Origin of the sequence: Chryseobacterium cheonjiense (genome assembly GCF_012927265.1) — a bacterium.
In the GTDB taxonomy this organism is placed as follows: Bacteria; Bacteroidota; Bacteroidia; order Flavobacteriales; family Weeksellaceae; genus Chryseobacterium; species Chryseobacterium cheonjiense.
This window is the reverse complement of the sequence record NZ_JABBGF010000001.1, coordinates 2,285,679-2,306,420: the sequence shown is the minus strand read 5'-3', so window position 1 is coordinate 2,306,420 and position 20,742 is coordinate 2,285,679. Positions and strand designations below refer to the sequence as shown.

General features: G+C 39.9%; 16 protein-coding genes. 15 read left to right on the top strand and 1 reads right to left on the bottom strand.

Annotated features, from left to right (window positions below; genetic code table 11):
- Nucleotides 1-6: 6 nt before the first annotated feature.
- Nucleotides 7-327 carry a hypothetical protein gene (locus HHL20_RS10365; RefSeq protein WP_169231051.1) on the bottom strand — a complete coding sequence of 107 codons (321 nt, stop codon included), beginning with the start codon at nt 325-327 and terminating at the stop codon, nt 7-9.
- Nucleotides 328-900: 573 nt separating this feature from the next.
- Between HHL20_RS10365 and HHL20_RS10360 the strand changes: the two genes are divergently transcribed.
- From HHL20_RS10360 to HHL20_RS10290, 15 genes are all read left to right on the top strand, one after another.
- A complete protein-coding gene (locus HHL20_RS10360) occupies nt 901-1,488 on the top strand; it encodes a DUF4255 domain-containing protein (protein ID WP_169231050.1) in 588 nt (195 codons plus the stop codon).
- A 93-nt stretch (nt 1,489-1,581) separates the two neighbouring features.
- The gene (locus tag HHL20_RS10355) at nt 1,582-3,288 is read left to right on the top strand and encodes a phage tail sheath family protein (protein ID WP_169231049.1); all 1,707 of its coding nucleotides are present in this window, start codon (nt 1,582-1,584) and stop codon (nt 3,286-3,288) included.
- 84 nt (nt 3,289-3,372) lie between these two features.
- Nucleotides 3,373-5,076: a phage tail sheath family protein gene (locus HHL20_RS10350; protein WP_169231048.1), complete on the top strand. Its 1,704-nt coding sequence runs from the start codon at nt 3,373-3,375 to the stop codon at nt 5,074-5,076.
- A 37-nt stretch (nt 5,077-5,113) separates the two neighbouring features.
- Nucleotides 5,114-5,545, top strand: coding sequence for a phage tail protein (locus tag HHL20_RS10345; RefSeq protein WP_169231046.1), 432 nt, complete (start codon nt 5,114-5,116; stop codon nt 5,543-5,545).
- Nucleotides 5,546-5,568: 23 nt separating this feature from the next.
- Nucleotides 5,569-6,882: a phage tail sheath family protein gene (locus tag HHL20_RS10340; protein ID WP_169231047.1), complete on the top strand. Its 1,314-nt coding sequence runs from the start codon at nt 5,569-5,571 to the stop codon at nt 6,880-6,882.
- A gap of 37 nt (nt 6,883-6,919) precedes the next feature.
- Entirely contained in the window at nt 6,920-7,351 is a 432-nt protein-coding gene (locus HHL20_RS10335; protein WP_169231046.1) for a phage tail protein, read from the top strand.
- 2 nt (nt 7,352-7,353) lie between these two features.
- The gene (locus HHL20_RS10330) at nt 7,354-7,821 is read left to right on the top strand and encodes a phage tail protein (RefSeq protein WP_169231045.1); all 468 of its coding nucleotides are present in this window, start codon (nt 7,354-7,356) and stop codon (nt 7,819-7,821) included.
- Between the two features lie 198 nt (nt 7,822-8,019).
- Complete coding sequence (locus HHL20_RS10325) at nt 8,020-8,181, top strand: DUF5908 family protein (RefSeq protein ID WP_169231044.1); 162 nt, start codon at nt 8,020-8,022, stop codon at nt 8,179-8,181.
- Nucleotides 8,181-8,900, top strand: a complete 720-nt coding sequence (locus HHL20_RS10320) for a CIS tube protein (RefSeq protein ID WP_169231043.1) — start codon at nt 8,181-8,183, stop codon at nt 8,898-8,900. The genes HHL20_RS10325 and HHL20_RS10320 overlap by 1 nt, the downstream gene beginning before the upstream one ends.
- Before the next feature lies 1 nt (nt 8,901).
- Nucleotides 8,902-10,647, top strand: a complete 1,746-nt coding sequence (vgrG, locus tag HHL20_RS10315; RefSeq protein ID WP_169231042.1) for a type VI secretion system tip protein VgrG — start codon at nt 8,902-8,904, stop codon at nt 10,645-10,647.
- Nucleotides 10,648-10,650: 3 nt separating this feature from the next.
- Nucleotides 10,651-10,941, top strand: coding sequence for a PAAR domain-containing protein (locus HHL20_RS10310; RefSeq protein WP_194306235.1), 291 nt, complete (start codon nt 10,651-10,653; stop codon nt 10,939-10,941).
- A 148-nt stretch (nt 10,942-11,089) separates the two neighbouring features.
- Complete coding sequence (locus HHL20_RS10305; protein ID WP_169231041.1) at nt 11,090-11,500, top strand: GPW/gp25 family protein; 411 nt, start codon at nt 11,090-11,092, stop codon at nt 11,498-11,500.
- Between the two features lie 87 nt (nt 11,501-11,587).
- Entirely contained in the window at nt 11,588-14,638 is a 3,051-nt protein-coding gene (locus HHL20_RS10300) for a baseplate J/gp47 family protein (RefSeq protein ID WP_169231040.1), read from the top strand.
- A gap of 24 nt (nt 14,639-14,662) precedes the next feature.
- On the top strand, nt 14,663-17,452 hold the full coding sequence (locus HHL20_RS10295) for a hypothetical protein (protein WP_169231039.1): 2,790 nt from the start codon (nt 14,663-14,665) through the stop codon (nt 17,450-17,452).
- Nucleotides 17,453-17,465: 13 nt separating this feature from the next.
- Entirely contained in the window at nt 17,466-20,705 is a 3,240-nt protein-coding gene (locus tag HHL20_RS10290) for an Ig-like domain-containing protein (protein WP_169231038.1), read from the top strand.
- Nucleotides 20,706-20,742: the final 37 nt, after the last annotated feature.

Sequence of the window (20,742 nt, the reverse complement as noted above, 5' to 3'; positions counted from 1 at the left end):
GAATTATTATTTTCTGTCAAATTCGCCACCCCAGAAACCCGCCGGACAAAGGCTTAGTTTTGATCTCTGTTTTGCACTCAGTCTGCATCCGCAGCCTCTTATGAAGCCGTCTTTCGGAGAGTCTGCAACTTCCAGGGTTTCCGGATTCATCCATTTCATGGCGTTGCAATTGTTGCCGTTTTTTAAAGGACATGCATTGCAGATTTCTTCCCGTAAAGAGAAAATATCTTCTTCATTTTGATTGGCCATGCCGATTTTTGAACGTAATTCATTGAAATGGCCGCTAATGATTTCATTGCGCTTGCCAAAAATTTTTCTGATATTCATGATTTAAGTTTTAAGATTATTGGGGTCAAAATTAGAGGAAGAAATTCCATCCTGCTAATTATGAGACGTCTCTGTTCTGTCTTTGCAGTAAAAACAAAATTATTCCCAAGATGCGATGTGTAATTGCATGATTAGTAGGGTGTTGAACTTTAAAACCTGGAGCTCTACAAAATAGCATGTCTTTTATACATTAAAAAGTAGCTCAGTAATTAAAACAAATTAGCGGCTGATGTAAAATCAATATTTACGTTCTATTAAACCGCAAAAAAGGTTATATATGTTCTCTGTAGTTACATCTTCGAATCACTAATTTTTTTATTTCAAAATTACACCTCAAAAATTGTGTAATAACTTCACTGATACTGGATTTAGGCAATTTTTATTTTTTTAAATTAAATTATTTATTTTAATTAATTAATTGGTTTTTAGTTGTTTATAAAAGTGGGTTTTTCAGCTTTCTGTGAAAAAATATAAAAAGTATTTACTGCAAAGACAGGTTTAGGACCTCAAAATATTTGTCTTTTGATTAAGTGTAATTGTATGTTTGCATCATAATAATAAAGAGCAAAAATTATGATTAAAGAAGTATTGACAATTTTAAAAGATAAGCTCAATGATCCGGTGAACGGCTTAAAAGACGGACAGCACAGCGGCGATATTGCCGTAGTTGATGATATAGCAAAACATGATGATGATACCTCCGGGCTTGATGATAAAGTGGTTATCACTTTGCTGAACGTGGAGGAAGAATCAACATTAAAAAACAGGTCATGGTATACCAGAACAGCGGTAACTGAAAATCCGATTATCTATGATATGAAAAAGCAGAATCCGCCGGCTTATCTAAACTTATACCTGATGATTGCTGCAAACCGTAATGCCTATGATAAATCTTTAACCGACATCTCGAAGGTTATCGAAATTTTTCAGACCCATAATGTGCTGGAATATATTGATTCTGATGTGAAAAAAAATTTCAGGTTTAGAATGGAACTGCATTCGATTCCCTTTGAACAGCTTAGTTATATCTGGGGATTATTAGGAGGAAAAGTCATGCCTTCTGCTTTATACAAAGTAAGTGTTATAAAGATTGAATCTGTGGAAGCAACCAATATTAATTTAATTGATGAAGTAAGTATAAAAAGTATCAAAGTCGATTAATCAATGATTGTGCGAATTTATTATAATAATGGTAATGACGCATAATCAAACCAAAAACTAAAAACTAATAACCTTTAACTTAAATTTTTAAACATGCAAAATCCAACTACACCAGGTGTTTCAGTTGAAGAAATTACTAGGCTTCCCAATTCAGTTTCACTTATTGATACGGCTATTCCGGTATTTATCGGGTATACTGAGTTGACCCCTGCTGACCATACTGAGCCACTGAATATCAGCTCTCTTTTGGAATACGAAAAATACTTTGGAAAAGCGAAAAAAGAAAATATCCGGCTTAAAGATACGGAAGATAAAGGAGTAGAGCTTATAGCTCCTGAAGTACAGTTTTTAATGTACTATTCGCTTCAGGTATATTTTGCTAACGGAGGCGGCCCTTGTCAGATTTTTTCAGTTGGCAATTATACATCAGGACAAGTTGAACTAGCTGCCTTAAGTACTGGTCTGGAACTGATTGAAGATTCAGATGAACCCAGGCTCATTCTTTTTCCTGATGCAGTGTCTTTATCAGAAGCTGATTTTTATACTATTTATAATCAGGCTATTGCTAAGGTAGAATCAGGCGGGAGAAATTGGTTTGTTATAGTAGATACTTTTTACGGAAACTCTGTAACCCAATCCAATAATCTTAATACCCTCGCCAACCTTAGGAATAATGTAGCGCTTACCACTTATGCCGCAGCTTATTTTCCGCATTTAACCACCATTCTGAATTATACTTTTGATGAAACCGAAACACTTATCCAGCATACCGGTTTACAAAGACAAGGACAAACTACTGCAGACTTGTATGCAGGTGAAATTGCAGCATTGGACGAATTAAAAAGCCTGGCAAGTGAAGAAATTATCGGCGGATCTGCAGATCCTTTCGTATTGGCAGATTTACTGGGGCAGGCGATAGCCATTGCAGAGGAAATCAGTGAAACAGCAGATGAAGCAGGTGATGCAAAAGGTAATTTGATACACGCCATTGAAGAAGCGAACGCAGTATTAGAAGCCATTTACGACGGAACAATAGATGATTTTGTTATTCCTGATAACCTGGAAGATACCCCTGTTTTCAGTGAAGAGTTCGACACATTAAAAACTGCGATTCTTGCCGTAAAGGATGAAGTGGGAGCAGCAAACGGTAAAACATTGAAAAGTTTAGAATCATCTGATTCGGTTTTATATCATCAGATCAGAAAAGAGATCGCATCATTAAAGGTAGTTTTACCTCCTTCTTCAGCAATGGCGGGCGTTTATGGAAGAATAGACAGCACAAGAGGAGTCTGGAAAGCACCGGCTAATGTCAGCCTTAACTTTGTGGTGAGCCCTACGGAAAAGGTTTCCGATTCCGAACAGTCTGATATGAATGTAAATGATGCAGGATCAATCAATGCCATCAGAACTTTTACCGGAAAGGGAACATTAGTCTGGGGAGCCAGAACCCTGAATGCAAAAGAAAAGACAGAAGACCATCAAGAAAACATCTGGAGGTATATCAATGTACGCCGCTATTACGATATGATTGAACTGTCGATCAGAAAAGCATTAGCCGACGGAAAATTTATAAACCAGCCCAATATACCGTATACATGGTTAAGAGCAAAAACCATGATAGAAAATTTTCTTAATCAGCAGTGGATCGATGGCGGGTTGGCAGGAAGTACGCCGGAAGAAGCCTATAATGTAGAAGTCTCCGGTGACAAAGATAAATCGAAAACGATGAATGTAACGGTAAAGATAGCACTGGTACGCCCTGCTGAATTTATCGTACTGAATTTTTCCCACAAATTATAATAATTCTGAAAATATAATCAGTCACAACAAATATTCGAAGCTGTACTTCGAGATATATTAATCTTAATTTAAAAATTTTAACAAATGAATTACAAAACCCCTGGAGTTTACGTGGAGGAGCATGAAAAATTTCCGCCTTCCGTAGCGCAAGTTGAAACGGCTATTCCTGCTTTTATAGGATATACTGCGGAAGGCCCAAAGAATAAGCCAACAAGAATTACTTCAATGTTGGAGTACGAGCAGCTTTTCGGAAAAGCAAATCCGGAAACGTTTGCGGTAGCTTTCAAAGATGGCGTTGCAACGGCAACACAAACGAAAGTAAGCGATTTTAAAATGTACTATGCCATGCAGATGTATTTTGCCAATGGCGGAGGACCCTGTTATATTGTTTCAGTAGGATACTATGCTGATCAGGTCAGCGTAGGAACATCTACAACACAAGGAACATTACTATACGGTCTTGAACTGCTTAAAAAAGAAGATGAGCCCACCCTTATTGTTTTTCCGGATCTTCAAGGCCTGGTTCCTAATGCTGCTGATGTAGATACAGCTGCCGCAGCAGCACAGGCTGCAACAGATAATAAAACTGCAGCTACAGATGCCAAGGCCGCTGCTAAAGATGTGTCAGACGCTGTTCAGGCTGCTGCTAACCTTCAGGCTGCTGTGGATGTTGCTGCTACTAAAGTGACTGGCTATGTTACTGCTACTACCGTAAATCCTGCTAAAGTTGCTGCTGCTCAGGCTGTCGCTGCTGCTGTTCAGGCTGCTGCTAATCTTGCTGATGCCAAGGCTGTTGCTCAGGCTGTTACTGCTGCGTTCGATACTGATCTTACCACTGCAACCACAATTTCTGCGGCTGCCTCTGCAAATGCGAGTGCTGTTAGTGCTGCTAAAGCGAATGCTACCGCTATTACAAAAGTGTACTCGTTATACAACAGTGCCTTAGATCAGGCGGAACTTATGAAAGACAGATTCGTTATTATGGATGTTCTTGGCGATGATGATACTTTCAGAAGCAAAGTCAACGCCTCAGGTCTAAAATATGGAGCTGCTTATCACCCGAAATTAAAGACAGTTTTAAACTACGCTTTTGATGAGGCAAATGTTTTGGTAACCGGCGCATCAGGTATCGCAAATCTTGCTGATTTAAAAGCTGCAAGTTCAGAATTGTACAACCAGGCTAAAAAAGCAATTGAATCAAAACAGGTGATATTGGCTCCATCATCATCAATGGCTGGAGTATATGCTAAAGTAGACAGCACCGCAGGAGTGTGGAAATCGCCGGCAAACTTAGGCCTTAATTTCGTAGAGGCTCCTGTCGAAAAAATCTCTGCTAAAGATCAGGAAAAGCTGAATGTGGACCCGGATAGCGGAAAATCCATCAACGCAATCAGAACCTTTACCGGAAAAGGTACTTTGGTTTGGGGCGCAAGAACATTAGACGGAAACAGCAATGAATGGAGATACATCTCTGTACGCCGTTTCTTCAATATGGTGGAAGAATCTGTGATGAAGGCAACAGAACGTTTCGTTTTTGAAGCCAATACCGCCAACACATGGATCCGCGTACAGACCATGATCGAAAATTTCCTTAACCAGCAGTGGCAGGACGGAGCCTTGGCAGGAAGCAAGCCTGAGGAAGCCTATTACGTAAGCGTTGGCTTAAACAAAACCATGTCTGCCCAGGATATCCTTGAAGGAAGAATGAACATTGAGATCGGTATGGCAGCAGTACGTCCGGCTGAATTTATTGTGCTTCGTTTTTCCCACAAATTACAGGAATCATAAAAATCAAACTAAATAACAATTAAATATACATACAATTATGAGTACATATCCATTAGTAAAGTTTGCCTTTGAAGTAGATTGGGGCGGAACAAAATTAGGATTCACTGAGGTATCGGGAATGAATTTAGAAACGGCTGTCATTGAGTACAGACATGGAGCAAGCCCTGATTTCAGTAAAACGAAGATGACGGGGTTGAAGACGTTCAGTAATATCACCTTAAAAAGAGGGACTTTCCAGGGAGACAACGAGTTTTTTGAATGGTTCCAGTCTGTACAGCTTAATACGGTAGAGAGAAGATCTGTTACGATTTCTCTTTTGGATGAGAGCGGAAATCCGGCAGTAACCTGGAAGGTAAAAAATGCTTTCCCTGTGAAGCTTCAGTCAAGTGATTTGAAAGCAGATGGTAATGAGGTCGCTATCGAAACCCTTGAACTGGCGCACGAAGGATTAACTATTGAAAATAACTAATATTAACTTTAAAATTAAAAAAAATGAATTACAAAACACCAGGAGCATACATAGAGGAAATTGCAAAATTTCCGCCATCTGTAGCACAAGTAGAAACAGCGATCCCTGCTTTTATCGGGCATACGGATAAGGGGCCAAGAAATGAGCCTACAAGAATTTCTTCCATGTTGGAATACGAAACAATTTTCGGAAAAGCTAAAAATGAAGCGTTTACATTCAATATAGTGGCAGCCACTGCAAATACACCCAGAACAGTTACTGCTACTGTATCACCAAGCCCTTTCAAAATGTATTATGCCATGCAAATGTATTTTGCCAATGGTGGAGGCCCATGTTATATTGTTTCTGTAAATGGATATGGAACGAACCCGTCTTTAGGAAATGAAACTACTGCCGGCAGCTTGTTGTTCGGATTAAAAACATTGGAAAAAGAAGATGAACCAACACTTATCGTTTTCCCTGATGCTGAATTTTTAGCAGCAGATGCATACCAGTTGTATAACCAGGCCTTAGATCAGGCAGCAGAGCTAAAAGACAGATTCGTGATCATGGATGTAGTCGGAACTGTCGCTGAGTTTAGACTAGGCGTAACAAAAGCATTAAAATATGGAGCTGCGTACCATCCAAAATTAGAAACGGTTTTAACGTACAGCTATGATCCGGCTATTATGGTTGGAGGTCAGTCTTTGGAATACTGGAAAACGAATGATTCTGATCTCTACAACCTTGCAAAAAATGCGATGGAATCCAAAAAAGTAGTTATGGCTCCATCATCATCAATGGCTGGAGTATATGCTAAAGTAGACAGCACTGCAGGAGTATTTAAAGCACCTGCAAATGTAGGCCTGAACTATGTAGTGGCACCAACCGAAAAAATTTCACATGAAGATCAGGAAAGCCTGAACGTAGATCCTACAGCCGGAAAATCCATCAACGCAATCAGAACCTTTACCGGAAAAGGTACTTTGGTTTGGGGGGCAAGAACGTTAGACGGAAACAGCAATGAATGGAGATACATCTCTGTACGTCGTTTCTTCAACATGGTGGAAGAATCTGTGATGAAGGCAACAGAACGTTTCGTTTTTGAAGCCAATACCGCCAACACATGGATCCGTGTACAGACCATGATCGAAAATTTCCTTAACCAGCAGTGGCAGGACGGAGCCTTGGCAGGAAGCAAGCCTGAGGAAGCTTATTACGTAAGCGTTGGCTTAAACAAAACCATGTCTGCCCAGGATATCCTTGAAGGAAGAATGAATATCGAGATCGGTATGGCAGCCGTACGTCCGGCTGAATTTATTGTGCTTCGTTTTTCCCACAAATTACAGGAATCATAAAAATCAAACTAAATAACAATTAAATATACATACAATTATGAGTACATATCCATTAGTAAAGTTTGCCTTTGAAGTAGATTGGGGCGGAACAAAATTAGGATTCACTGAGGTATCGGGAATGAATTTAGAAACGGCTGTCATTGAGTACAGACATGGAGCAAGCCCTGATTTCAGTAAAACGAAGATGACGGGGTTGAAGACGTTCAGTAATATCACCTTAAAAAGGGGGACTTTCCAGGGAGACAACGAATTTTTTGAATGGTTCCAGTCTGTACAGCTTAACACGGTAGAGAGAAGATCTGTTACGATTTCTCTTTTGGATGAGAGCGGAAATCCGGCAGTAACCTGGAAGGTGAAAAATGCTTTCCCTGTGAAGCTTCAGTCAAGTGATTTGAAAGCAGATGGTAATGAGGTCGCTATCGAAACCCTTGAACTGGCGCACGAAGGATTAACTATTGAAAATAACTAATCATGGCTCTTTTATATCCTCCAACCAGTTTCTCTTTCATTGTTAACGGGATTTCGACTACAGAGGGTATTGATTCCAGATTTCAGTCAATATCTGGTTTATCAACGGACATTCCAACCGAAGAATATGCCGAAGGAGGCGAAAACAGGTTTCTTCATCAGCTTCCTTTACGGCCGAAATATCCCAACTTAGTGCTTAAGCGCGGCTTAATTGTAAGTTCTGGGTTGATCAGCTGGTGCAGAAATGCTATGGAAAACTTCGAGTTTGAACCCAGAAACCTTATCGTTACGCTGTCGGGAGGGCTTCAGTCTACAGCTCCTTTAATGGTCTGGAATGTTGTGGGAGCATATCCTGTAAGATGGGAAGTTTCCGAATTTAACGCAGAAGAAAGCAAATTGGCTATTGAAACAATAGAACTGAAATACAGATATTTCACGATACCTTCATCGTTAGCAAGCTTAGGCTTGTAATTTCTAAATTAATCTGAGCACCTGAAAGTGTGTTAGCCTCAGGATAACATTTAGCAAAAATATTTTCAAAAAACAAAAACAGATTGGTCTATCACAGGACTGAACGCACTCTTTATGTGCTTAGATTTTTAATAATAAAAACGTTAAATCATTGGTTTTTAATATATTATAATTAAAACCGATTAAAAACAAACGAAAATGCCAATAGAAATAAAAGAGCTTCACATTAAAATAAATGTGGACGAGAAAACAGCAGCATCAACTAATGCTACATCCATTGATGAGGCAAAAATTATGCGGGCAGTGAGCGAAAGCGTGGAACAGGCAGTACATATTGACAAACGTAAAAAAGAAAGATAATGAAAGGAGCACTTCAAAAACTGACAATCGGGACATATGAAGATTCTGACTATAAAAAAAGAGTTGACAGTGGAGCCTTTACCGCTTTTATAAATCCTACCGGGTATTCTGTTACTTACAAAACAGAACTTGAGCCTGGACAGGCATTGGGGACAGCTAAAACCGATTTAAAATATACCGCATCACCTTCAACAGATTTGCAGTTAGAATTTCTGTTTGATGGTACAGGTGTCACGGAAGCTTTTTCAGGCAACAAACTTATCAACATGATCAAAGGAAAAGCTTTTAAAAAAACATCCGTAAAAGATCAGGTAGATGCTTTTTATAAAGCTACAGGCAAGGTTGCAGGTCCTATACATAAACCTTATAACGTTATCCTCAACTGGGGCAGCTTTGAATTCAAAGGCGTGCTGGCAGAATTTACCGTAGAGTATAAGTTGTTTGATAATGAAGGACAGCCTTTAAGAGCAATAGGGAAAGCCAAATTTAGTGAATCAATCAGTCCCAAGCTGGAAGCTGCTGAAAAGAAAAATGAATCTCCTGATGTTACCCACAAAAGAACAGTACAGGCCGGAGACACCCTTCCCTTAATGACCGAAAGAATCTACGGTGATTCCAAATACTATCTGGAAGTCGCAAAAGTAAACGGTCTTGTCAATTTCAGACAATTAAAACCAGGGAGCGAACTTTACTTCCCGCCATTAGAAAAAGTTTCATAAAATGAATAACAGCGGATACATACAAACAGCAAAAAACCCGGATCTGATTACTTTTAAAGTAATGTCCGGAGGCACGGAATTGCCTGGTAAATACGGCGTTAAAAGTATTGTCGTAGAAAAAGAAGTCAACAGGATTCCTTATGCCCGCATTGTTATTCTGGATGGAAGCATACCGGAACAGGACTTCAAATTAAGCAATGAAGAATTATTAATTCCCGGAAAAGAAATTGAAATCACAGCTGGCTACCATTCCAAAGAAGAAACCATTTTTAAAGGGGTTGTGGTAAAACATAATATCAAGGTCAGAAACGGCTCATCGTACCTCATCATCGAATGCAGAGATAAAGCGGTAAAAATGACGTTGGGAAGAAAAAGCAAATATTTCTACGATAGTAAAGACAGCGATATCATCGAAGAACTTATCGGTAACGGCGGAGCTATTGCTGATGTGGAGGCTACTTCAAATACCCACAAAGAATTGGTACAGTACCAGGCTTCCGACTGGGATTTTATGTTAACCAGAGCACAGGCAAACGGAAAGCTTTGTTTTGTTGACGACGGAACTGTGAAAGTGGCGAAGCCTAATTTCAGTGGCGAAACAGTAGAAACCGTTGTCTACGGATCATCGGTACATGAATTTGACGGCGAAATTGACGCAAGAGATCAGTTCAGTAAAATTACTGTCAAAACATGGAGCTATACGGATCAGGAGCTTACGGAAGTCGAAGCGCAGGACCCGGCCATCAGTCTCAATGGCAATCTTTCTTCCGGCGATCTGGCAAAAGTCTTTGGAATTGAAGACCTCCAGCTGAAACACGGCGGAAATCTTACCCAGGGCGAATTGCAGGAATGGGGTGATGCCAAAGCAACGTTTCAGCAGCTGGCAAAAACAAGAGGCAGGGTAAAATTCCAGGGAATTCCGGCGGTAAAACCCGGAGTTACATTGACCTTACAGGGAGTTGGGAACCGCTTCAACGGAAAAATATACGTAACGGGAGTCCGTCACGAAATCATTAACGGAAACTGGCTCGTAGATGCGCAGTTCGGGCTTTCCCCAACCTGGTTCTCAGAAACCTATGATGTAAGTGAAATGCCGGGCTCGGGGATTATTCCTGCTATCAGCGGATTGCACATCGGGATCGTCTCCCAGCTGGAATCTGATCCGGATGGTGAAGATAGAATTCTGGTGCAGATACCGATCATCAATAATGAAGAAGAGGGAATCTGGGCGAGAGTAGCCACTCTTGATGCCGGAGAAAACAGAGGCTCTTTTTTCAGACCGGAAATCGGGGATGAGGTTATTATAGGGTTTATTAATGATGATCCTAATGACGCCGTCGTTCTGGGAATGCTGAACAGCAGTACAAAACCGGCTCCTATTGTGGCTTCGGATGATAACCACGAAAAAGGATTCGTAACCCGAAGCAAAATGAAAATGATCTTCAACGACGACAAGATTTCTTACACATTAGAAACTCCGAAAGGCAAGAAAGTGATCGTAGACGAAGATGCCGACATCATCAAAATTGAAGATGAACATGCCAATACATTTATCCTTAACAAAGACGGCATCAGCATGGAAAGTTCAAAAGACATCAAGATCAAAGCAAAAGGTGATATCAATATGGAAGGAGTAAACATCAATGTGAAAGCCAGTGCCCAGTTAAAGGCGGAAGGAAGCTCAGGTTCTGAACTTAAATCAGGAGCGGTAACCGTTGTCAAAGGATCTCAGGTAAAAATCAATTAAATCATGAAACCGGCAGCAAGAATTACAGATATGCATACCTGTCCCATGGTAACGGGAAATGTTCCGCATGTAGGCGGGCCAATCATTCCGGCGGGAGAGCCTACCGTTCTTATCGGCGGTAAGCCTGCAGCAAGAGTAGGCGACAAAGCAGTATGCACAGGTCCGATAGATACCATTGCATCAGGATCTTCAAGCGTAATGATCGGTGGGAAACCGGCCGCAAGAATGGGAGATTCCACAGCGCACGGTGGGGTAATAGCCGCAGGTGAAGCTACTGTTTTGATAGGAGGATGATAGTAAGACATCATGTTTTTGATTTAGTCAGGAACTGCTTTTAATCATATCTCCCTAAAACAACGGAATACATCAATAACAAAAGGTTACCGTACCTGAAACACTATGTTACAGTTGCAGATGTTACCATTAATATAACCAATAACGTATGAAAATAAATACAGATTTTTTAGGAATAGGCTGGAGCTTTCCGCCTGAATTTAATCAGACTGAAGGAAAACTGGCAATGACCACAGATGTGGAAGACATTAACAACAGCCTTATGATCCTGCTGTCTACACGCCCTGGTGAGCGTGTCATGTTCCCTGATTACGGATGTGACCTTCAGGAAATGCTCTTTAAGCCACTGGACTTAACGCTGATTACACAGATGAAAGGAATTGTTGAGCGTGCTATTTTATATCATGAACCACGAATCAACATTTTAAGTATTGAAATTGATACTCAGGACGAAATTGAAGGCGAAATTTTAATACAGATTAACTACGAAGTAAGAAATACGAATACAAGAAGCAATATGGTTTTTCCTTTTTATAAAGAAGAAGCTACCGAATTATAATGAATTACGGGATGTCTGTAGCCATTTTAAATACTACCAACACTACACAAGTATTGCATCTGACCATAGAAAGATAAATATAAACAAATGAAAAAAACAGATACATTTTCACATTATCGTGAAGGAAAATCACAAATGCAGCGCTTTTTAGCAGAATTAGACCCGGGCAATCTTGAATTACACGATTTCGATTTGTTTGACTGGCTATTATTCGCAAACAATTTTGCACAGCGTGTAAACTATTTCGATAAAGATGATAATACCACACCGAAAGGAAACTGGGGAAACTTTTTCCTGGGTGATGATGCCAATACTGTCCCACGCAGAGAAAGCGTGGAGTACAAAAGTATGAAAAAACAGGTTACAGATCTTATTTCCCAGTTTGAACAAGACAGCAACCTGACGCCCCACCTCACCTTATTCGTCTGCTTTCTGAAATTATTGGATTTCTCAAAAAATGCTTTTAATAATTTGACTAAAAGGCATCTGGATTTCTATTATAACGAAATTCTGCAGATTGAAAAAAATGAAGCCAAACCGGATAAGGTCTATGTGATTTTTGAATTGGCCAAAAAAGCCATGCAGGAAAGAATTCCGGGCGGAACACTGCTGGACGGTGATAAAGATGCCACCGGAAAAAAACGCATTTACAAAACAGACGAAGAACTTATTGCCAACCAGGCAAAAGTAGTTGAGATCAAAAGTTTCCTCAACGACGTTAAAAAAAGTGAGCTGAAGATGGCTCCGGTTGCCAATTCTGCCGACGGTTTAGGAGATAAGCTCCCGCAGGAAAGCAATTACTGGTGGCCGTTCGGATATAACACCGATGAAACCGCCTCCGATAAATCCATCTACAAGGAACTTCCGAAAGCGAAACTCGGTTTTGCCATCGCATCATCATTATTCGATCTGAAAGAAGGAGAAAGAACCGTTACCGTGAAAATCGATTTTATTAAAAATTCGACGCAAAAATTACAGGATTTAACAGACGGAGACATTGAAAATAACATCAAAGTCCTGTGCAGCGGAGAAAAAGAATGGCTCTCCGGAATGCCCTTGAAGTGTATAAGAAAAAGCGAAGACCAGCTGGTCCTTTCTTTTACATTAACCAAAGAGCTCCCTGCTGTCGTAAAATACAATAAAGAGGTCTTGTTGCAAACGTTTCAGACTGATTTTCCTGTAGTAAGATTCGTGATCGAAGGCGAAAAATATTACAAGATTTATGAAGCCCTTTCAGAAAAACTGATAAAAAATGTAGAAATTGCCGTTGATGTAAAAGGAGTGAAATCTCTTCAGATCGAAAACGACAGCAGTACACTGAATGCCGAAAAGCCTTATTATCCTTTCACCGCACAGCCTGTTAAAGGGTCTAATTTTTACATTAAATGTCCTGAAATGTTTTCCAAAAAATGGGAAAATGCAGACATTACCATCAACTGGAAAAACACACCCAATTCAATTACCGATTTATACAACGGCTATATCATTCAGCCGAATCAAAACATCAGTGTAAGAGATTTTGAAGCGCTGAAAACTCCGTCAATTGTTCGTTCGGATGCCTATTTTACAGCAGATACCGCATTGTTTGAAAAAGAAGTTTGGCGTGAACGAGGAAACGATATCCAGTTGTTTCTAAAAACAGAAAACGGTTATAAAACGCAGTTCTCTATTCATAACACGAATAGTGATCCGGCTACCAGCGAGGCAATCAGAGTAACGCTGAACCAGTCGGCATTACAGGATGTTTATCCTAAACTATATACCTTGGCGTTATCCAGCAATCCGGACAAACAAAAGCTTGTTCCGAATGAGCCTTATATTCCTTTTGCAGAAAATATAGAGCTGAATTACAGTGCGAAAGAAAATGCCTATTCTTATATAAGTAAAGATTCTACCGGAGAAGCTTCCAAAAGCAAAGGCATGCAGTTATACCATGAAGATGCATTCGGGCAGTACGAAAAAGAAATTGAAACCAAAAGCATTGTTCCCGTACACGAAAACGGAGGTGAATTATACATCGGTCTCGAAGCAACGCCGCAAACCACCATCTCTCTATTGATCCAGATGCTGGAAGGAAGCGAGAATCCTTTGGTAGATACTTTCGAGGAGAAAGAGTTTATCGAATGGCATATCCTCTCCAACAATACATGGATCGACCTGTCAGAAAACATGCTGAAAAATGAAACGAGAAAATTCATGGAATCAGGCGCTATAAAGTTCAAAATTCCTAAAGATATCAATACCAGCCATACAAGACTTACCGACGGACTGGTCTGGATCAGGGCCAAATCAAAAAGAAGCTATGATGCGGTATGCAAAATTCAGGGAATATATACACAGGCTGTTTTGGCAACATTCCAGAATCAGGACAATGATCTGGGGCATCTGAACAATGGTTTGCCGGCCGACACGATTTCGAAACTAATTACCAGAGTTCCACAGGTAAAATCGGTTAGCCAGCCGTATAATTCGTTCGACGGAAAATACAAAGAAGCCGATACGGAATTTTACAGAAGAGTAAGTGAACGGCTGAGACACAAACACAGAGCCATTACACAGTGGGATTATGAAAGCCTGGTATTGCAGGAGTTCCCGGAAGTTTTCAAAGTAAAATGCTTAAACCACACTTCCGAAAAATCATATATGGCACCGGGACATGTCACGCTAATGGTAGTGCCGAATATTAAAAATAAAAACGCTTTCGACGTCTATCAGCCAAGAGTCAGCAGAGCCAGTCTCAATAAAATTCAGAATTATGTAAATGAATTAAATACAATGCATGTTAAGGCTCAGGTAATTAATCCTAATTATAAAGAAGCGAAAATACAGGCCACGGTGAAAATTTTTGAAAAATTTGACGAGATTTTTTACATGAAGCAACTGGATGAAGATATTAAGAAATACATATCGCCATGGGCTTTTACAGACTCTAAAGACATTGATTTTAATGTGGAGCTGAATGTCAACCATCTCATTAACTATCTGGAACAGCTGTATTATGTAGATTATATTGATGAGATTAAAATACTGGTGAATAATGTTGTACAGAAAAAATCTTTAATAGAAGTAGATCCGAAATCAATTCTCGTATCTGCCAAACAGCACCAAATTATCATTGCAGAACAAGTATGTATTTAATAATAAATAAGAAGAAACATAACCATGTCAGAAAATAAGCACATCAGCATACCGAAAAATGTAGAAACCGGGGATCAGACCGATTTTCACTTTCTGCGCAGAACAGGTATTGAATACATAGAGAAATTGGGAGGGAAGCTTTGGACAGATTACAACTCTCACGATCCGGGGATTACAACGCTGGAGGTTTTAAGCTATGCCATCACCGATCTTGGGATGAGGGTAAACCTCAACATGGAGGATATCCTTACCGCTGAAGATCCCGATAAAGATATTCAGTCACAGTTTTTAAAAGCCACGGAAATTCTGCCTTCAAAACCTTTAACCGAACTTGATTACAGAAAACTCTTTTTAGACATCAGCTTTACATCCGGTCACAAAAGACCCATCAGAAACTGTTGGCTCGTTCCCAATAATGAAAAATTATATGTCGATTGCAAAACCGGCAATTTAGACTTTAAGCCTATCGGAGATAAAGTACAAAGTTTTGATATAAAAGGGCTCTATGATTTGTATGTAGACTACGCCGAGGATGTTAACGACGAAAATAACGGATGCGGAAAAATTGGGGTTAACCTTCAGATTTTAGACCGTTACCACGCCAATAGAAGCCTTTGCGAAGATCTGGCCGAAATTAAAGAAGTTGAAATTCAGAAAGTGGCTGTGTGTGCCCGTATCGGATTGGTCAATAAAGCCGATGAAGAGCTGGTGCATGCTAAAGTATTGAAAGCCATTAATAATTATCTCTCTCCGGAAGTGCATTTTTATTCATTAAAACAAATGCTGGATAAAGGTCTTACCACGGATCAGATTTTTGAAGGCCCGCTTTTGGAAAACGGTTTTATTGATACCGAAGAACTGAAAAACAGCCAGCTGAGAACAGAAGTACGCCTTTCTGATATCGTCAGCGAAATCATGAAAGTTGATGGGGTAAAAGAAATACATGAAATTTCCATTGCAGGCTGTGACAGCATTATAAAACAAAGTAACGACTGGCTGATCTGCATCGAAAAAGGAAGAAAGCCGGAACTTTGCGAACTGAGTTCATTCAGTTACAGTAAAGGTACCCTTCCTTTAAATATCAACGACCAAAAAGTTCAGGAATACCTGCAGACTCTTAAAAGAGAAGAAGAAGTACTGAGAGAAGATGCCAGACAGAACAAAGAACTGGCTTTACCTCGCGGAACATCCTATGATGTGGCAGAATATGCTACTATTCTCAATGAGTTTCCGGATACCTACGGAGTCGGAACTTCAGGAATCATAGGAAACAGAACTCCGGAAAGAGAAGCACTCGCAAAACAAATGAAGGCATATCTGTTGTTTTTTGACCAGATTCTTGCCGGTTATTTTAAACACCTTGAAAAAGTAAAGGAAGTATTAAGCGTAAACGGAGATTTAAAAAGGACGTTTTTCACACAAGCCCTTAAAAATATTAAAGGATTTGAAGAACTGGTTTCCGGGTATCCCACAGGAAATGATGACGAGCTTACCGATGTTCTGTATGAAGAACTCGACAACAGCGTAGAACGCCGTAACGAAATCCTGGATCACTTGATTTCCCGATTTGCAGAGACCTTCAGTGACTATACTTTTTTAATGAAATCATTATATGGGAAATCTGCTGATGAAATTGTCCTGAACAACAAACAAAATTTCCTTAATGAATATGCTTCATTAAGCAAAAACCGAGGATCAGGTTACAATTATACTTTATTTTCGGATTCAGATATCTGGAATACAGCCAATATTTCAGGTGCACAGAAAAGGATCGCCCGTTTATTGGGAATTAAAGACTATACTCAAAGAAATCTATCCCAGTCACCGGTATTGATTACCAAAACAGTAAATGGCAATAAAGAAACTTTTACATGGAAAATAAAAGATGCCATAGGCAATATTATTCTATCATCCGTGAAAAGCTATGAGATTGAATATGCGGCTACCAAAAACCTGAATGAAGCAATCTATCAGATTATTCAGATTGATGAAGAAGACCTTGAAAACGCACTGGAAGATTTAGGATCATGCGAAGATAATAAATGCTTCATCGGTAACATGAACATCAGATTTTCCGGCGGAGGTAATTATTATTTTGATGTCGTGGATGATTCTCCTGAGAAAAATGTAATTGCTACTCACAAAAGAACCAACCCATACCCTAATCTTAATGCATTGAAAACCGGAATCAGGGAGACGGTAAAATATTTCAGATATGATTTTACGGAAGAAGGTATTTTCCTTGTTGAGCATCTCTTATTAAAACCCAGCGTTAGAGATTATAAGCAGATGGGCGGCATCGGGTGTATGGAAATAGAAAGCACATTTAAAATAATGTACGATGCCGAAAGTGCTTCAGCTGAAGATCCGGTAGAATATTCCGAAACCTTCATGCATTCCTGTGAAGAAGAATGTGAAACAGATGTATTCGATCCTTATTCTTATCGGGTAAGCGTAGTGCTTCCGGGATATGCATACCGCTTCCAGGACCCTGATTTCAGACGCTATGCGGAAACCGTTATCAGACAGGAAATTCCGGCTCATGTATTAGCAAAAATCTGTTGGGTGGGAGACCGTTTCACGGAAACGCAGACGGCAAAAAGTGATCTCTCTGAATTTGAAGTGGCTTTTAAACAATATCTTTTGGATAAAGCTCAAAATAACACAGTGAATTTAGGGGAAAGCATCCACAAACTGCTGATTGCTCTTACCAACCTGAATAATATCTACAGGCCGGGAAGACTTCTGGACTGTGCAAAAGATGATAACGACAGTTTAGACGGAAAAATCATACTAGGACAATCAAACATATAAAAATTGATAAACAATGAATACCAAATTAGATAACGTAACAACCCAATATAGAAAGTTCAACGAAAATCAGGCGTTAACTGAGGGGCAATTAAACGAATTTATAGATTATTTTGAAGATCAGGACAGGATGTCAAGAACCCGGTTAAGCGGTGTAGGACTGGCTTGTGGTTTCGAATCGGTCTATCTTGCTCCCATTTCAATTCCCCGTGCAGAACTTTCTATGGAAGAACTTTCGCAGATCCAGAAGCTGGATCTTGTAGATTATGACGGCGTTGTGATCACACAGGGTGTCGGGGTCACTACAGACGGGGATATGATCACCTTGCGTAAAAAAGGAAGCGCCTCTTCAGAGGTTACCGTAAATTTTGATGCCAATAGCTATAAATATTTCAGGAATTATACTGATCAGGTTGAATACAAACACTTCCGGATCGGCGGCCAGCAAATACCTCTTCTGGAATTAATCACACAGGATGAATATGATAAGCTTCCGGCCGGAAATGGGTTTAAAAATATAAAAGAATTGGGAGCTGCCATCAGCAATAAGGTGATTATTCTTTACTTAGAAAGTTATTCTAATGATGAAACACCTTGTCAGGATGCAGATTGCGACCATAACGGTGCCGAGCAGGTGTCTGATCTTAAAGTGCTTTTGGCAGATTCGGAATCGGTTCTCGATCTTTTCTCTTCGGGGGATGCAAAAGACACTATCTATAAAGCGCATAATACTTACCAGGTGCTGTTTGATCAGTTGCCTAAATTAGAAGCTAAAAGAGTTATTCTCGATAAAAATATCGCAAGAGCAGCAGATTTAAAAACCAGATTTCAGAATGCCTTAACTCCTGTTACACAGTTAAGCAATGGTTTTAATGCAATCGCCGGTGCTTTTAATATAGGACTCAACTTTGGTGGCCAGAATCTCCTTGATAAACTGAATTCTTTATTATACCCTATAGGTACATTAAGGCTGGATGATTATCAATACCGGTATGATTTACTGAAAGATTTAATTGATACTTACAATGAAATAAAAGGGCTGATTCTTCATCTTAATGCAGAATGCTGTCCAAGCATAAATTCATTTCCGAAACACCTCATGCTGGGTCGGGTAGGAGCAACAATCGGATTAGGCGAAAATACGCTTTACCGTCACGGTTTTTATCATGCTCCGGTTACTACGGCAGATGATGAAAATTATGAAAGAGTGGTAATGCTAGCCAATCGTTTTGTGCAGAAAATCAACGGATTCCAGTCTTATATTGGACCTGTTAAAATCACTCCTTCCAATCAGTTTGTAAGATTAGGTGATAAAGCTATTCCGTATTATTATAATGTAGACAGAGTATTATTGAATAAATGGAATTATGAAAAAACAAAAACAGACCGGGAAACTTACAATTTAAGTTATCATACAGCCAATCTTGCGGGAGAAGACTTTATTCAGAACCCTTTGAATTACAATATTGATGACAATGATTTTTACAGAATCGAAGGCCATCTCGGCATGCCTTATAAAACGGCGCTGCAGAACATCAACGATCTTAAAGCTCAGTACGGACTGGCTTTTGACGTGATCGCTCTGGTTTTACAAAAAGGTGAAACACCGGTTGAACCGGGCAAGGAAACCGTATCAATTGATGATTTAAGAAAGCAGTTGGTATCGATTTCAAGTGACATCAGCAAACAGAAAGCCGATTCACAAACTACACTCTTCAATATTTCCAAACTCGACGAAAAATTAAGATTGCTCAACAAAGCAGATTTTTCCAAAGAAGGAGATGGCGTCACCGTTGTAAGGCAGGATCCTAAAAAAGATGACGTGGTAAGCGAGCTTTTAAGTGAATTTTTAGACAGGAAGTCTGGTCTGGAACACTTGGCTGGTGTAGAACGCGGAGGTACTTTTGTATTAATTTACCAGTCGGAAGCCAGCAACCAGGTTCTTGCAGATTTCTCATTGCCTTACCTGTGCTGTTCGAAAGAAAAACCGAACATTCCGCCTCTTGCTAAAGATGACAATGCTACGTGTCTGCTTGGTAAAACGGTAACAATTGCTGTGTTGGATAATGATTATGATGCAGACAATAATCCGTTAACAGTTATTAAAAAATCAAATCCGGCTTATGGATCGGTAGTATTAAACAGCAACAGCACATTCACTTATACGCATGATGGTTCGGCCAATCTTGAAGATTCATTCACGTATTGCGTTAATGACGGTAAGGATGACAGTAATATCGCTACGGTATTTGTTAAGGTTAAATCTGCTCCGGTAGCAGTAAACGACTATGTTTCCGTAGCAAACGAAGGATTTGTGGATATCGCGGTAAAAGATAACGATTACGATTTAGGAAATACACCGTTAAGCGTTATTATTAATACGCAGCCGGCACACGGAACAGCAACGTTGAGACCGGATGGTAAAATCAGGTATACCCACAACGGAACCAATACTCTTTCAGACTCGTTTACCTATCATATCAACGATGGCGAATTAGACAGTAACATCGCAACGGTTACCGTTAAAATTGGTCCGCCTCCATGTAATTCGGGTATGGACGTTGTTTTCATATTTGATTACACGGGAAGTATGGGTGGTCAGATTGAAGCTGCCAAAACCGGAGCCAACAATATCATAGATACAATTCAGGCACAATCAGGAACTAATCCGTACAGATTAGGTATTGTATTGGCGGATGAAAATACATCCGGAACCAATTCCAGCTATAGCTCGGCTGCAGCATACACAAGTCTGCCTGCCGCTCAGAGATTTATCAATACAGGAATCGGTTCAAAATTCCAGTGGATTACGGCAATGGAAGTAATGTCTAATAATAATAAGTCCTCATTTACCAGCCAGCTCGGTAAAATGAATAACCCGTCGGGCGGTTTAAGCATCGGAAACGGATCCGGAGCCCCTGAACCTACGGATATGGCATTGAGCAGAGTGGTGGAGTACGATTTTGCCGGAGCATTCAGAAGCGGTGTAGCTAAGTATGTAATCCTCATTACGGATATTACACCGGGTGGTAACGATGATATTGCCAACGGCCTTGACGTAGCTGAAATCACCAGACTGAAAAACATCTGTCTGTCCAAGTCCATCAAAGTGATAGTTCTGGGAGCCGGGGTCAATTATCAGATTCAAGAAAGATACATCTGGAAAGAACTGGCTGAAGGAACAGGGGGTTCATGGAACCCGAGCTATGATGCAATTGCTATTAGAACTGCAATTATAAACGGTTGTGGAGGTTAATATGATTAAGAAATCACAGATTTAGAACTTACATTCT

Excerpts from the sequence above, each read along its gene's own strand:
- HHL20_RS10300 (WP_169231040.1), top strand. The coding sequence starts at position 11,588 with ATGAAAAAAACAGATACATTTTCACATTATCGTGAAGGAAAATCACAA.
- HHL20_RS10340 (WP_169231047.1), top strand. The coding sequence starts at position 5,569 with ATGAATTACAAAACACCAGGAGCATACATAGAGGAAATTGCAAAATTT.
- HHL20_RS10290 (WP_169231038.1), top strand. The coding sequence starts at position 17,466 with ATGAATACCAAATTAGATAACGTAACAACCCAATATAGAAAGTTCAAC.
- vgrG (WP_169231042.1), top strand. The coding sequence starts at position 8,902 with ATGAATAACAGCGGATACATACAAACAGCAAAAAACCCGGATCTGATT.
- HHL20_RS10365 (WP_169231051.1), bottom strand. The coding sequence starts at position 327 with ATGAATATCAGAAAAATTTTTGGCAAGCGCAATGAAATCATTAGCGGC.
- HHL20_RS10355 (WP_169231049.1), top strand. The coding sequence starts at position 1,582 with ATGCAAAATCCAACTACACCAGGTGTTTCAGTTGAAGAAATTACTAGG.
- HHL20_RS10320 (WP_169231043.1), top strand. The coding sequence starts at position 8,181 with ATGAAAGGAGCACTTCAAAAACTGACAATCGGGACATATGAAGATTCT.
- HHL20_RS10360 (WP_169231050.1), top strand. The coding sequence starts at position 901 with ATGATTAAAGAAGTATTGACAATTTTAAAAGATAAGCTCAATGATCCG.
- HHL20_RS10305 (WP_169231041.1), top strand. The coding sequence starts at position 11,090 with ATGAAAATAAATACAGATTTTTTAGGAATAGGCTGGAGCTTTCCGCCT.
- HHL20_RS10325 (WP_169231044.1), top strand. The coding sequence starts at position 8,020 with ATGCCAATAGAAATAAAAGAGCTTCACATTAAAATAAATGTGGACGAG.
- HHL20_RS10350 (WP_169231048.1), top strand. The coding sequence starts at position 3,373 with ATGAATTACAAAACCCCTGGAGTTTACGTGGAGGAGCATGAAAAATTT.
- HHL20_RS10330 (WP_169231045.1), top strand. The coding sequence starts at position 7,354 with ATGGCTCTTTTATATCCTCCAACCAGTTTCTCTTTCATTGTTAACGGG.
- HHL20_RS10335 (WP_169231046.1), top strand. The coding sequence starts at position 6,920 with ATGAGTACATATCCATTAGTAAAGTTTGCCTTTGAAGTAGATTGGGGC.
- HHL20_RS10310 (WP_194306235.1), top strand. The coding sequence starts at position 10,651 with ATGAAACCGGCAGCAAGAATTACAGATATGCATACCTGTCCCATGGTA.
- HHL20_RS10295 (WP_169231039.1), top strand. The coding sequence starts at position 14,663 with ATGTCAGAAAATAAGCACATCAGCATACCGAAAAATGTAGAAACCGGG.
- HHL20_RS10345 (WP_169231046.1), top strand. The coding sequence starts at position 5,114 with ATGAGTACATATCCATTAGTAAAGTTTGCCTTTGAAGTAGATTGGGGC.